The organism is Marinomonas sp. TW1, assembly GCF_001625355.1.
GTDB lineage: Bacteria > Pseudomonadota > Gammaproteobacteria > Pseudomonadales > Marinomonadaceae > Marinomonas.
This window is the reverse complement of the sequence record NZ_JSEE01000006.1, coordinates 201259-216180: the sequence shown is the minus strand read 5'-3', so window position 1 is coordinate 216180 and position 14922 is coordinate 201259. Positions and strand designations below refer to the sequence as shown.

The following is a 14922-nucleotide window of genomic DNA, read 5'->3' as shown; positions in this document are numbered from 1 at the left end:
TGGGGTGTGTAATTTGTTTTTAGAGCGAAAGAAAGCGAGGCCTAGTCGGCCTCGCATGGTAAAGCAATCAAAGACGAGATATCCGGTATCTCGTAATACTGTTCCGCTTAAGTGAACAGCGTTAGCCCATCGGCTCCTTTTTTATTGCGTCTTTAAATGACGATGTCTTAACCGTCATGCTCTGTTGAGGACAACCCATCAGGGCGTTTCGGGAAAATACGACGGACAATCACGAAGAATAGCGGTACGAAGAAGATCGCCAAAACGGTCGCCGTTAATGTACCACCCACAATGCCCGAACCAATCGAAATACGACTGTTGGCACCGGCACCACTGGACAAAGCCAAAGGCAAGGTACCCACGATGAACGCCATGGACGTCATAATGATTGGACGTAAACGAAGACGCGCGGCTTGTGCAGCAGCTTCCCACACATTTACCCCTCGTCGGTAAGCTGCTTCCGCAAACTCAACAATCAAGATCGCATTTTTGGAGGACAAACCAATGGTCGTCAACAAGGCCACCTGGAAATATACGTCGTTTTCCAGACCACGCAAATGGGCAGCGGCAGCGGCACCAATTACCCCTAACGGGATCACTAAAATCACCGATAATGGCACAGTCCAGCTTTCATAAAGTGCCGCCAAACATAGGAAGACGACCAAAATGGAGATGGAGTACAAGATGAGTGTTTGTCCACTAGACAAACGCTCTTGATAAGACAAACCACTCCAAGCACTGGTGGTACCAGCAGGCAAATTATCAGCCAAACGCTGTAACTCATCCATCGCCTCACCAGAACTCACCCCATTGGCACCAGAACCTTCGATTTGATATGACGCTGAACCGTTGAAACGACTCAAGGTTTTTGGTCCGTAAGTCCAATCACTTTCAGAAAACGCGGAGAAAGGTGTCATGGTGTTGTCATTACCACGTACATACCAATGCTGCAGATCCTCTGGAGAAGAGCGATATCCCGCTTCACCTTGTATGTAAACGGTTTTCACACGACCACGATCCACGAAGTCATTCACATAGCTGCCTGCCCAAGCACTGCTTAGAGTCGAACTAATGTCTGACATCGACAACCCCAAGGCTGACGCTTTTTCTTGGTCAATATCAATGTGTAACTGAGGCGCTTCCGACTGCGCACCCAAACGCACCCCTGTTAATAGAGGACTGGCATTAGCATCTTGCAACAAGGAGTCACGCATCGACATCAAAGTATCGCGGTCAGTATTACCTGACGCTAACAATTGAAAAGTAAAGCCGTTACTTTGTCCTAGACCTTGAATAGATGGCGGTATCAAAGAGAAAATCATTGCATCTTTGATACCAGCAAAGGCCCCATAAGAACGACCAACAATCGCCCCTGCACTGTTAGCAGGACCAACACGCTCACTCCAATCTTTAAGAGCAATAAAGGCCATACCTGCGTTTTGCCCTGTGCCCATAAAGTTAAAGCCAGAGATAGTGAAAATGGCTTTTACATTGTCTTTTTCAGCGCCCATAAAGTGCTGTTCCACCTGACGCATCACTTTATCCGTACGCGACATCGATGCCCCTTCAGGTAAAGACACCATCACCATCACTCGCCCTTGGTCTTCCGTCGGCAAGAAACCAGACGGCAAATTCATCATTAAACCGCTTAAACCGGCAACAATGGCACCATAAACAACCATCCAACGAATCGGACGCTTGATGATGCTACTCACACCACCAAAATATTTATCGGTTGCACGATCAAAGTTTCGGTTAAACCAACCACCTAAGCCTTTTTTAGGTGCATGATGATTAGGCTTAAGCATGGTGGCACACAAAGCGGGGGTGAGCGTCAGCGCGACGACTACAGACAGGGTCATCGCCGCCACAATGGTGACCGAGAACTGACGATAAATCACCCCAGTTGAACCGCTGAAAAACGCCATAGGTAAGAAAACCGCCGATAACACGACAGCAATACCGATCAAGGCACTGGTGATCTCTTTCATCGACTTGATTGTGGCTTCTTTCGGTGACAACTTCTCTTCTTCCATCACCCGCTCGACGTTTTCCACCACGACGATGGCGTCATCCACCAGCAGACCAATTGAAAGCACGATGCCAAACATGGTCAAGGTATTAATCGAGAAGCCAAATAACTCCAACACCCCAAACGTACCCAGCAAAACAACCGGTACGGCAATCGCAGGAATTAGGGTCGCACGCCAGTTCTGTAGAAACACAAACATCACGATTACCACCAGTGCAATCGCTTCGAATAGGGTTTTCACCACCTCTTCAATCGAAATTTTGATGAAACTAGTGTTGTCTACTGGGAAAGATAACTTGTAACCATCAGGCAGATTTTTTTCTACCCCTGCCAATAGCGTTTTAACCGCCTCGGAAGTCGATAAGGCATTCGCACCTGGCGCCAACATAACCGCCATACCGGACGCTGGGTGACCATTCAAACGAGGAATGAAAGCATAACTTTCACTGCCCAATTCGACTTTTGCCACATCGCTCAAACGCACTGTGGCCCCACTGTCATCGTAGGCCAAAATAATGTTTTCGAACTGTTCGACTGTTTGCAGTTTAGACTGCGCGGTGACTGTCACATTCAACTCTTGGCCGTCAACCACGGGATACGCCCCAAGGCTGCCCGCCGCGACTTGCGTATTTTGTGCGGTAATAGCAGACGAAATATCCGACGGCATTAACTTATAAGATGCCAACTTTAGAGGGTCAAGCCAGATACGCATCGCATATTCAGCACCAAAAACCTGAATACTACCGATGCCATCAACACGGGATACTGGATCTTGAATACTCGACACCAAATAGTCTGAAATATCGTTTGCTGTATCGGTATCCGTTTCATCATAGATCGCCGCCACTAACAAGAAATCCGTGTTGGATTTCTCAACAGTCACCCCATTCTGTTGCACCGAGTTAGGTAGACTGGAAGTCACTTGCTGAATTTTATTCTGTACTTGAACTTGTGCGATGTCCGCATCCGTTCCTTGCTCAAAGGTCACATTGATACTGGTTTTGCCTGAAGAGCTGCTTGATGAAGAAAAGTACAGTAAGCCATCCAGCCCAGTGAGCTGTTGCTCCAGAACTTGAGTCACACTGTTTTCTACAGTTTCCGCAGAGGCACCAGAATAGGTGGCCGAAATACTCACCGTTGGCGGCGCAACGTTAGGGTATTGTCCAACTGGCAAGGTATTAATGGATGCCAGACCGACCAACATGATCGCAATGGAAAGCACCCATGCGAACACCGGACGATTGATAAAAAATTGCGCTAACATAGATTAATTCCCTTGTGCTGCTGAAGCCTGTTTACTGTCAACGATCTCACCAGTCTTCTCATCAAGGACCATTGGTGAGGCGATGACTTCGCTGCCCGAACGAATTTTCAACGACCCTTCGACCACCACTTTGTCACCAGTATTAATTCCAGATAACACCAACCATTGATTATCAATCGCGCGTTCTACGGTCAAAATACGCTTCTCGATGATGTTCTGATCATTCACCACATAGGCAATTGGATTACCTTTCACATCACGAAACACACCTTGCTGTGGCACTAATAACGCTTGTGTGTGTGTGGCTTCATGAATTAAGCCTCGGACAAACATCCCTGGTAACAAAAGATCGTCTGGATTGGGAAACTCTGCACGTAACGTCACACTGCCAGTATTTTCATCCACACTGACTTCACGCGCTTTTAATTGCCCTTCATATTCGTATTGTGTGCCATCTTCAAGAATCAAAGACACTTTGTTCGAGCCTTTTTCAACGCCATCCTGCTTTAGCAAAGTACGTTGTTTTAACTGATCCAAGCTGGTTTGCGCTAAGTCAACGAAAATTGGATCCAAAGAACGTATGGTGGTCATGACCGTTGATTGGCTACCGGTTACCAGAGCACCAACCGTCACTTGCGAAATACCAATGCGTCCGTCGATCGGCGCACGAATTTTGGTATAACCTAAATTGATTTTAGTCGACTCTAGTGCCGCTTCAGAACCTTTTTGCTTAGCTTTCGCCTCTAAAAAAGCCACCTGAGCGTCGTCTAAATCTTGTTGCGAGACGTTATTTTGCTTACGCAACTCTTTGTAGCGGTTATATTTTAATTGCGCGGATTTTAGACTGGCGTTACTCGATTCTAAGTCCGCTTGCGCTTGTTTATAAGAGGAAACATAAGTGGAATCATCTAACTCATATAAGACATCGCCAGTTTTAACGTCTTGCCCTTCTTCAAAGAAGCGCTTCTCAACGATACCACCGACTTGTGGTCGAATTTCTGCCACCAAACTGGATGTGGTACGGCCCGGTAGCTCAGCAATTAACTCCGTTGATTGTGGTTCGATCGTGACCACACCGACTGGCACTTTTTGAGCCTTTGGTGCTGCAGATTCAGACTTAGAAGCCTCTTCCTGACAACCAGCAAGTAACAAAACAAGCAATAAACTTGAAGCATATTTAAATTTAGACAACATTGAGGAGACTTCCTTTCGAAACATTGAGAATGATCATTCACAAAACTATAATCTAAGCCAAATCCCAAATACATGACCTAAACGTGCAAATAAATGAGAAGTAGTAAAGAACCCAGTCTTAAAGACCAACGCATACAATGCATTATTGATGCCACGGAACAGCATGTGCTCACCAAAGGCTTTCACAAAGCCAGCATGAGCGAAATTGCCAAATCAGCTGGTTTAAGTGTTGGTCAAATCTATCGCTACTTTGCCCACAAAGATGACATTATTCGCGCCTTAGTTGAGCAGTCTACACAGAAAAAATTACAATTCATGTCATCTTTTCTAGATAAAGAAAAATGGTTAGATCGACATTTCTTAGACGACAGTGAAGAAATTCAAAATATCCGTGTGATGCACGCCGAGATCCAAGCAGAAGCGGCTCGCAATCCAGTGGTCTTTGAAATATGCCAAGACTCTCAACAACGTTTACAACAGCATGCTGTCGTCCTATTGCAAGACAAAGTCCCCAACATGAGCGAAGCCGAAGCAACCGCAAGAATCCAAATGCTGGTCACCCTAACCGAAGGGTTACTGGCTCGTTGGGAGTTTCAACAGCGTCCTCTCAGCCCAGAAATGGTGCGACTCTATAATCAGGTAATTGATCAGATATTGCCAGATTAAGCGGCTCTAGCACGACGTAATATCGAACGAATTTGCGGCCAGCGGCTGACCAACATAGCAACAAAAATCAACACACAACCAAACACTTGCCCAGCGCTCATGATCTCATTGAACCAAAATACTGCAAAAATGGCGGTCCATACTGGTTCAAGGTTCATAATTACAGCCGCGTGGCTTACCGGTGTAAGACTCATGCCGTAGGTTTGCAGTAAAAAACGTAAGCTACTGGCAATCAAAGTACTGGCTAAAAACCAGCCCGCCACACTGATACTAATACTGTGAGGCAAAGGTTCGAACAACAAAGACAGACCCAGCAACACAGCACCAGCGACAAACAACTGAATCGCGGTCAGCACCAAAACATGCATCCGAACGGAAAAACGCGACAAAAGATTTAACTGCAACGCTGACCCTAACGCCGCCCCTAAGAAATAAAAATGCGCGACTTCAAAGTTAAATCCATGGTTTAAGGCCAAAAAGCCTAACCCCACGATAGCAAAAGGCAGGGCGACCCAAATACTCATTGGCGGCCGTTCAGCAAACATAAAACGCGCGACCAGAGGCGCTAACACCACGCCTAAACTGGTGATAAAAGCACCGACCCCCAAGTTGGACCCCTGATCCAGTCCAGTGACCCAAAACATCATGGTCACACCAAACAATACGCCAACCAAACAGGCTTGACGAATTCCCTGCCAATTCAAGCCCCGAAAGAACTTTTGCCCGACAAGGAATAACACGAATCCGGCCACCAGAAAGCGCACCCCCATAAAAAATAAAGGCGGTAATCCAACCAAGGCTTCTTTCGAGAAAATCCAACCAAGAGCAGCAATAATGGTGACTAAGACTAAAATCAATTCAGCTTTGAGATGACTGGTGTGTTTCAAGTGATGTCCTTATTACCCGTTGATGTGCAATGACGCAAAAAGCCTGAATCCCTATCATCAGGCATTCAGGCTTTTCATAATCTGCTCTATCCACCAAGGAATGAACTCAGCCATTCCTTGGTGTCATAACATTAAGCTTGTCCCAAAAGACTAAGCTTTCGCTTTCGGCCAACCAAATAAGATCGACAACAAGGCCACCGCAGCAAGCAACCAAGAGTACTGCACATAGCCAACCAGTGCCAGTGGCGACACTTTAGCTAATGAGGAAGCTAAGAGGATTTGCGCGCCGTAAGGTAAAACACCTTGCGCCACACACGAGAAAATATCCAACAAACTCGCACTGCGTTTAGGGTCAACGTTGTAACGCTCTGCTATGTTTTTTGCAACCGAGCCGTTAATCAGAATAGAAACTGTGTTGTTGGCCGTACATAGGTTTGTCAAAGCGACTGAAGCACTGATGCTCAACTCGCCCGCACGGGTTGAACCTTGTTTGGCACCAAATACGCCACTGATGCGCTCAATGGCCCCAACCAACCAATCAAGACCGCCTTGCGATTTCATCAGCGCCGCTAGACCGCCAATCAACAGAGACAAGATCAAGATTTCCTGCATGCCAGTATAACCAGCATAAATGTCCTTAGACCAAGTTGCCACAGTGTAATCCGCCTGCATAAACAAGCCGATACCACCAGCTAAAACAATGCCGCTGAACAATACTAAGATCACATTCACACCGGCAACAGCTAACCCTAATACCGCGACATAAGGCAAAATACGAATCAACTCATAGTCGCCAATATCGGTAATTTGCGCATTAGAGCTTTGGAAAAACAGCCAAACCAAAGCGATGATGGCAGCGGGCAAAGCAATTTTGAAGTTCATGCGGAATTTATCGCGCATGTCACAACCTTGAGTTCGTGTCGCGGCAATCGTGGTATCGGAAATGATCGATAAATTATCACCGAACATAGCACCACCAATGACCGTACCGACGGTGAGTAACAGCGGTAGATCCGCCGCTTCTGCCACACCAATGGCAATGGGAGCAATGGCGGCAATGGTACCCATTGAGGTGCCCATAGAAGTCGCAACAAACGCCGTAATTACAAACAATCCGGGCAAAAGCAAAGAAGCCGGTATCACGCTCAGACCAAAGTTTACCGTCGCATCCACACCACCAACGCTTTTCGCCACACTCGCAAAGGCACCGGCCAGTAGGTAGATCAGAATCATGGTGATGATGGTGTTATCACCCACCCCATTGATGAAGGTTTCAATCCGTTGATTGAATTGCCCTTTCGCTAACAAAATGGCCAAGGCAATCGCCGGCAAAATCGCTACCGGTGCTGAAATTTGGTAGAAAGCGAAGTCAACGTCTTGGGATTGATACCACAAGCCACTGCCAACAAAAAGCACAAGAAAAAGAATGAGTGGCAGTAACGCCAAAGGAGATTTAGAAGTCATATCGTCTGTTGAGTTCCAGATTAATTAGGTCACAAGACTTTTGGTCTTTAAATAAGGTGGCACATAATAGTGAAAAGCAAATGGCTAAGCTAATAATAAATCGCCATGTTCTTGGCACGATTCGTTATAACAAAACGATTAAATTGAAACAGAAAATATTCGATTTGGCTATATAACCTCCTAGCCGATCACATCATGACCATAAACAAAGTCTAGTTTCGATTGCACAATCTTCGGCGCAATAGACGTAGCCAGTTGCATGGCTTTGAGTTTGGCTTTACCTAATACACCACCATGCATGTGATACAAACCAGCATTGGCCGCAGACATTTGTTGGATTTTAGTGGCTCGGGGTTTACGAATGGCCTCATAATTCATTAGAGCTGTAGACATATCACACCGACTTAACTGATCTGCTAATACATAAGCGTCTTCAATTGACATGGCCGCGCCTTGCGCCATAAAAGGCAACATTGGATGACAAGCGTCTCCCAACAGCACCACTCGCTTATCATGCCAAGTCGGCAGCTCAGCACGTCCGTTCAGTGACCACAAGAAACTACTTTTCGCGGCTTCCAACAATCCTGTTACCTGTGGATGCCAATCTGCAAAGGCTCGACGTAATTGCTGAATATCGCCCTCTTCTCGCCAGGACTCAGAGCGCCAATCAGACCGTTCCTCGACGGCAACAAAATTCACCTCCTGACCACCCCGTAAATAATAAGTCACCAAATGTTTACCAGGGCCTGCCCAAACACAAGCCTCAGGCTCAATCTTGATCGCCAAATCGTCTACTGAGATCACCCCGCGCCATGCTACTTGCCCCATAAAGCTTGGCTTTTCTGGCCCCAATAGCTGAGTCCGAACGGCAGAGCGAATGCCATCCGCACCAATTAACAGATCCCCAGTAACCGATTGCCCATCAGTAAGCAGCAACACCACTTTATCCTGCTCTTGCTGATAACCAGACACCTCAGCATTTAACTGAATTTGCACTCCCGCTGACCGACAAGCCTCGACCAACACCACATGCAAATCTGCGCGGTGCAAATGCCAATAAGGTGCGCGATAGCGAAACTCCGCTTCGTTTCCCAGCGGCGCTCGCAAATAATATTCCCCCGAACGATAGTCTCGAATGCTGGCATAAGCCGGCTCAAATACTTTCGACTTTAAAGCATCAGCCAAGCCCAATTTAATCAGCACCCTACTGGCGTTTGGACTAATTTGCAGTCCAGCACCCACCTCGCCCAGTTGTGAAGACTGCTCACACATCACCACCTGGATACCTTGCCTAGCCAAGGCTAAGGCCGCCGTTAGTCCGCCGATTCCGGCACCAGCAATCACTACTCGCTTTACTTGATTCAATCTCGTTGTCCCTTTAGCTCTCGACCAATGAGGTCACTTCTGTTCATCATGGTAGCGAATTTAAGGTTAAAAAAAAGCGACTTACATCATCTTTAATGGCGACATAGAAGAATATAGGGTAAGCTTCGCGCAAATCTTGTACAGTCAATCTGTACACCTGCCTTTGTCATTACACGAGTACATCTATGAGTTTCACCAAACTGGGTCTGTCCGCACCTATTCTTAAAGCCATTGAAGAACAAGGTTACACAGAGCCTTCACCGATTCAAGCACAAGCCATCCCAGCCGTTCTCGAAGGTCAGGATGTCATGGCAGCAGCACAAACGGGGACAGGTAAAACTGCTGGTTTCACCCTGCCATTGTTAGAAAAGCTCAGCGCGGGGCCATTAGCAAAAAGCAATCAAGTTCGCGCCTTAGTATTAACTCCGACTCGTGAACTGGCGGCTCAAGTGGCTGAAAGTGTGAAAAACTACGGTCAGCATCTACCGCTGAAATCGACCGTTGTCTTTGGTGGTGTCAAAATCAACCCACAGATGATGGCGCTGCGTCGCGGCGCGGATGTGCTTATCGCCACACCAGGTCGCTTATTAGATCTATACAACCAAAAGGCGCTGAAATTCGACCAACTGGAAGTGTTGATTCTCGACGAAGCCGACCGCATGCTCGACATGGGCTTTATTCACGACATTAAAAAAGTCTTGGCCATTTTGCCGAAGAAACGTCAGAACCTTTTATTTTCAGCGACCTTCTCGCCAGAGATTCGTGACCTAGCCAAAGGCCTAGTAAACAACCCAGTAGAAATCTCGGTCACACCACGTAACGCTACTGCCAAATCTGTTGAACAATGGCTGCACCCAGTCGATAAAAAACAGAAAATTGATTTACTGATTGATCTGATTGCTGACGGTCAATGGCAACAAGCTTTGGTGTTTTCACGTACCAAACACGGTGCCAATAAAATCACCAAACAGCTGGAAGCCGCGGGCATACGCGCCAGCGCCATTCATGGCAATAAAAGCCAAGGGGCTAGAACTCGTGCTCTTGCAGACTTTAAAGAAGGTCGCATTCGCATTCTCGTGGCAACCGACATTGCTGCACGCGGCATTGATATCGAAGAACTACCACACGTAGTGAACTTTGATTTACCTGACGTAGCAGAAGACTATGTGCACCGTATTGGCCGAACAGGTCGAGCCAATGCCACAGGACAAGCTATTTCCTTGGTATCAGCAGACGAGCTAGACCAACTCAAAGCCATCGAACGTTTGACTCAAAAGTTGATTGAGCGCCGTTATATGGATGATTTTTTCCCAACTCACATGCTGCCAGACACCACATTAGATACGCGTCCAATCAAGCCTAAGAAGCCAAAGAAACCTAAGGTCAATAGGGCGCCAGCCAAACAAGGCAACAGTAACAATAAAGCGAAAAAGCCAGCACCAAAAGCCGATGTCACTCAGGGACAAGGGCTACGCAGCAAACCTTTGGCACCAGCAAGACGCAACCGCAAACCGAACGGCGGTGCGCAAAAAACCAGTGGCGATCAATAAACGTCTGACGCGAATCTATATTTGATACGCAAACGCACCACCAATTGATCAAAAAACAAACACAAAAAAACCACCCTAAGGTGGTTTTTTTTGTGATTAACACACTCAATTAGCCGTTTTTGAACTCGCCACTGGCTTCATTATCACTGGCAAACGTCTCGCCATCAGTATGACCCAGCCACTTAGACGTGATCGTTCCCGATGTCATTGCGCCATTCACATTAACCGCCGTTCGGCCCATATCAATCAAAGGCTCAATCGAAATCAACAAACCCGCTAGCGCCACTGGCATATCTAACGCCGACAACACGATTAGAGCGGCAAAGGTCGCACCGCCACCAATACCTGCAATACCGAATGAGCTAATGGTGACAATGGCCACCAAAGACAAGATGAAAGAAGGATCCAATGGATTGATTCCAATCGTTGGCGCAATCATCACCGCCAACATAGCCGGATACAAACCAGCACAGCCATTTTGTCCCATGGTGGCACCAAAGGAAGCAGAGAAGTTCGCTTCACCGTCACCGTTACCTAAGCTCTTGGTTTGCGTTTCAATGTTCAGTGGAATCGTACCGGCACTAGAACGCGACGTGAAGGCAAACAGAAGCACAGGAGACACCTTCTTCAAATAACGAATCGGCGAAATGCCATTAAACGCCAACAGACACAAATGCATCACCAAGATCAAGGCCAAACCGACATAAGACGCCACAACGAAGTTCAACAAAGTCAAAATGTCAGACACATTAGAACCTGCCACGACCTTAGTCATCAGCGCCAAAATACCGTAAGGCGTTAGGCTCAACACCATGCGCACTAAAGTACGAACAATGGCTTGTGACACATCAACAAAGCGTTCGAAAATTTCACCAATTTCCGGCTGAGTATTTGCTACTTTTACACCAGCCACACCAATAAAGGCCGCAAAAATCACCACCGCAATGGTAGAAGTAGGACGACTACCGGCCAGATCAGCAAACGGATTACCAGGGAAGAAAGAGCGAATCATATCCGCAAAAGACACATTGGCTAAACCATCTAGACGTGTTTCTAAGACTTCACCGCGCGCCATCTCACGAGCGCCCTGTACAATGCCGTCAGCAGACAAACCGAAAAGATTGCTCACAAACACACCGATCAAAGCCGATACCGCCGTGGTGGCCAACAAAATACCAATGATGGAACCAGACATCTTACCCAAAGAGCCAGTGTCTTTTACCTTGACGATGGCACCAATAATTGACACCAGAATCAAAGGCATAATGATCATCTTCAGCAAGCTGACGTAACCAGAGCCAACAATGTTCACATACTCCAGCGTATCAGTAATTGGGCCACTACCCACGCCATAAATGAACTGCAAAGACGCACCGAACAAGACCCCTAAACCCAAACCGGTAAACACACGCACAGACAAGGATTTTTCTGATTTTTGTTGACGAAATAACACCACCAACAACACCACAAACACCGCCAAATTGAGAACGGAATACAACATAATGACACCTTAAACTTTCATCCTAGACATCGACATTAAATCCGCTTTACTCCATGCAAAACGGCACAGGTCGACCAAATCCGCGCCATGGTAACAAAATGTTAACCAAATAGATAAGATCGAATATCAGTAACTCTTATAAGAAAAAGTAATATAGAAAGCACAGAATTGTGTAAAAAGATGTCACTTTAAAGGATAGCAATTCAACACCATGAACATCGCTTAGTTCGTGTCTCAAAGCCTAAATATCACACGTAGAAATGACGTATCAGCCCCTCAGCCTGCTACCTTTTCAAACAATTCATAGTCAATCAAGATAGGCACTGTTAGATTATCCACCGACAAAGCAACAAAAGACATTAGGGTCTATGGATAAAAATAAACATCGTATTGTTCAACTCACCAACTCATCCGTCGAACAAGCATTTGAGAAAGAAGCCGAGTTAATCGGCAAAATTCAGTCGGGTGATTTAAGTGAATGCTTGCTCCTATGGCAAACATCCACTCAAACGGTTGTTTTTCCAGCCAGTAAGAAATGGCAAAACACACCGGAATTACTGACTCAACTTAAGTTGGATAATTGGCACATCGTTTCTCGACGCACAGGTGGTGCCCCTGTGCCTCAGGTAGCTGGGGTTATTAACTTATCCCATATATACCTCTGGACGTCAGAAGACCCTTACTCAATTCAAGATGGCTACCAAAAGCTGTGTAATAACCTACAAAAGTTTTTAAATCGATATGGTTTAACCGCGCAAATACACGCTACGCCCTATTCATATTGCGATGGTGATTACAATATGAATATTGAAGAACGAAAATTAGTAGGAACGGCACAACGAATCATCACTGCAAAAAGCACACATAAAGTCATCCTCGCGCAAGCTTGCATACTCGTTAACGCGTCCCTTGAACAACTGATTAAGCCCATCAATTTGAGTAATAAAATGAATCAGATCGATGATCCAATCAAAGCAGATGCCCATACCTGTTTAGCGGATCACCTTGATCCCCTACCAAGTATTCAAGAACTCTATCAAGGTCTCATTCAAGCATTTGTTTATAAATAGCCACGTTGGTGATAAGGCATGATCGATTGCTCAACTCATCACGAGAACATTTATACGGAAACTTATGCGATCAAAAGATCGATGAGATATCTAAGCAATCCGGTTAGGTGAAAGCACAGAATTCATATTGAAAAAAAAGCCCTAGCAAGTACTAACCTGCTAGGGCTTATTTTATATGGTGGGCCTGCCCCGACTTGAACGGGGGACCTGCCGATTATGAGTCGGATGCTCTAACCAACTGAGCTACAGGCCCGAAAAGCGAAACGAATTATAGCGACAAGCGATCTTGATGCCAAGCTGGTTATGACAATTTTGTAAGTTAATTCACACCATTAGACAAAAAGCCCCTTTCAACTCAATGAGGCGCTGACGATGCTCGGACTACGGCCCCTGGTGCGACGCCCATGATTCTTTTGAAAGTGCGACGAAAAGCCGCTTCGCTCTGATAACCCAGTTCATCACTTAAAATGGCGAGATTTTTATCACCGCTCTTCAGTCTTTGTGCTGCCACACGCATACGCCATAAGGTCAGATAAGCCATGGGGGTCATGGCCAAAGTTTCTCGAAACAATCGACTAAAACTGGATCGAGACATACCGGCCAATGCCGCCAATTCATGTACCTGCCAAGCCTGATGTGGTTGTTCATGCATCGCGACAATAGCACGAGCCAACTTAGTATCACTTAAACCTGCCAATAACCCTGATGGTATACGATTAGTTTGCATGAAGAGCCGTAACAATTGCACTAATAAGGCTTCGGCCAATCGCTCCAGCACGACTTGCGAACCACATCTGTCCTGAGTGAATTCTTGTATCAAAATGCAATGCAGAGGTTGGAGTTGCTGTCCTATGGTTTCGCTCTCAGTGACTTTTACCCAATGCAAACCATCATCCAACAAAGGGTTTAAAGCTTTGCTGGCAAAGTCATATTCGCAGATTAATAGTTGTGAAGCTTGCTTATTTAATGATGCCATTAGACTAAAGCTCATGCCTGATGCGAGCCAAACGCCCTCCCCCTGACAAAGCGCTAATCGCTTGCCATGCGGATCCGTTAAGCGAAGCTCCCCCGACAGACAATAAAGCCAGTAACAAGCCCCGCTTTTCAATGCCAATGGTTGTTCTGAAGGTTGAGCAAACACCCCTGTAACCGCGGTCGTTCTAGGCCGAAAAGCACTTAGTACGGAAGACAATCTGTCCATAATACACACTCATGATAAATACGATCTGCAACATTTATGATATTTTAAGACACCTATCGTATCATTCATTCTTCTATGATGTCTCCATTGTTAAATCATCAACAAGAGGATGAATTATGTCTACACTGACCACAAACGTATTGAAACCAAGACAAGCCACGCCAGAACTCAATCTCGACACGTTACAAGGTAAATGGAGCCTTACCGACCAAACACCAGACTATTTTACGATGGTGGTGGTTTATCGAGGTCTGCATTGCCCAATCTGCAAAACCTATTTGAAAGAACTCAGTCGTTTATTGGAAGACTTTCAAGCCAAAGGTGTGAACGTATTAGCACTCAGTTCAGATACGAAAGAACGTGCTCAACAAGCTTCAACAGAATGGGACATTGAAAACCTACCCTTAGCGTACGGCTTAACGGCAGAGCAGTCTCAGAATTGGGGATTACATCGCAGTGCAGGCCGAGGTCTCACCAGTATTGGTATTGAAGAACCTGCAGAGTTTACCGAACCTGGGTTATTCTTAGTGCGTCCAGATGGCACATTATATTGGAGTAACATCAGCACCATGCCGTTTGCTCGCCCACATTTTAGAGAAGTGCTTGGCGCAATCGATTTTGCCATTAATAAAGATTACCCAGCACGCGGTGAATTGGTGTAATTCTTGTAGAAAAATACAACAATAGCCAGACGCACAGCTGGCTATTGTTTGTTCCGTCACTCACCA

Annotated in this window: 11 protein-coding genes and 1 tRNA gene; 4 read left to right on the top strand and 8 right to left on the bottom strand. The window is 46.2% G+C overall.

Going from position 1 to position 14922, the window contains the following annotated elements:
* Positions 1-167: 167 nt before the first annotated feature.
* Together OA79_RS07475 and OA79_RS07470 are read right to left on the bottom strand one after the other, a co-directional pair.
* Positions 168-3296, bottom strand: a complete 3129-nt coding sequence (locus OA79_RS07475; protein WP_063332599.1) for an efflux RND transporter permease subunit — start codon at positions 3294-3296, stop codon at positions 168-170.
* Positions 3297-3299: 3 nt separating this feature from the next.
* A complete protein-coding gene (locus tag OA79_RS07470) occupies positions 3300-4490 on the bottom strand; it encodes an efflux RND transporter periplasmic adaptor subunit (protein WP_063332598.1) in 1191 nt (396 codons plus the stop codon).
* A gap of 93 nt (positions 4491-4583) precedes the next feature.
* On the opposite strand from OA79_RS07470, the gene OA79_RS07465 reads away from it, so the two are divergent.
* The gene (locus tag OA79_RS07465; RefSeq protein WP_063332597.1) at positions 4584-5156 is read left to right on the top strand and encodes a TetR/AcrR family transcriptional regulator; all 573 of its coding nucleotides are present in this window, start codon (positions 4584-4586) and stop codon (positions 5154-5156) included.
* On the opposite strand, the gene OA79_RS07460 is transcribed toward OA79_RS07465, so the two are convergent.
* The 3 genes from OA79_RS07460 to OA79_RS07450 all read right to left on the bottom strand — a co-directional run bounded on the left by OA79_RS07460 (position 5153) and on the right by OA79_RS07450 (position 8872).
* A complete protein-coding gene (locus OA79_RS07460; RefSeq protein WP_063332596.1) occupies positions 5153-6043 on the bottom strand; it encodes a DMT family transporter in 891 nt (296 codons plus the stop codon). The two genes, OA79_RS07465 and OA79_RS07460, sit on opposite strands and share 4 nt — an antisense overlap.
* A gap of 150 nt (positions 6044-6193) precedes the next feature.
* On the bottom strand, positions 6194-7507 hold the full coding sequence (locus OA79_RS07455; RefSeq protein WP_063332595.1) for a Na+/H+ antiporter NhaC family protein: 1314 nt from the start codon (positions 7505-7507) through the stop codon (positions 6194-6196).
* A 180-nt stretch (positions 7508-7687) separates the two neighbouring features.
* A complete protein-coding gene (locus tag OA79_RS07450; RefSeq protein ID WP_063332594.1) occupies positions 7688-8872 on the bottom strand; it encodes an FAD-dependent monooxygenase in 1185 nt (394 codons plus the stop codon).
* A gap of 185 nt (positions 8873-9057) precedes the next feature.
* Between OA79_RS07450 and OA79_RS07445 the strand changes: the two genes are divergently transcribed.
* Positions 9058-10422, top strand: coding sequence for a DEAD/DEAH box helicase (locus tag OA79_RS07445; protein ID WP_063332593.1), 1365 nt, complete (start codon positions 9058-9060; stop codon positions 10420-10422).
* Positions 10423-10531: 109 nt separating this feature from the next.
* On the opposite strand, the gene OA79_RS07440 is transcribed toward OA79_RS07445, so the two are convergent.
* Positions 10532-11923 carry an L-cystine transporter gene (locus OA79_RS07440; RefSeq protein WP_063332592.1) on the bottom strand — a complete coding sequence of 464 codons (1392 nt, stop codon included), beginning with the start codon at positions 11921-11923 and terminating at the stop codon, positions 10532-10534.
* Positions 11924-12291: 368 nt separating this feature from the next.
* Here OA79_RS07440 and OA79_RS07435 point away from each other — a divergent pair, with 368 nt between their 5' ends.
* Positions 12292-12993 carry a lipoate--protein ligase family protein gene (locus OA79_RS07435; RefSeq protein ID WP_063332591.1) on the top strand — a complete coding sequence of 234 codons (702 nt, stop codon included), beginning with the start codon at positions 12292-12294 and terminating at the stop codon, positions 12991-12993.
* Positions 12994-13169: 176 nt separating this feature from the next.
* Here OA79_RS07435 and OA79_RS07430 read toward each other — a convergent pair.
* Both OA79_RS07430 and OA79_RS07425 read right to left on the bottom strand, forming a co-directional pair.
* Positions 13170-13246 (bottom strand) — tRNA-Ile (locus tag OA79_RS07430).
* Between the two features lie 102 nt (positions 13247-13348).
* Complete coding sequence (locus OA79_RS07425) at positions 13349-14194, bottom strand: helix-turn-helix domain-containing protein (protein WP_063332590.1); 846 nt, start codon at positions 14192-14194, stop codon at positions 13349-13351.
* A gap of 116 nt (positions 14195-14310) precedes the next feature.
* Between OA79_RS07425 and OA79_RS07420 the strand changes: the two genes are divergently transcribed.
* Positions 14311-14856, top strand: a complete 546-nt coding sequence (locus OA79_RS07420; protein ID WP_063332589.1) for a peroxiredoxin-like family protein — start codon at positions 14311-14313, stop codon at positions 14854-14856.
* Positions 14857-14922 lie beyond the last annotated feature (66 nt).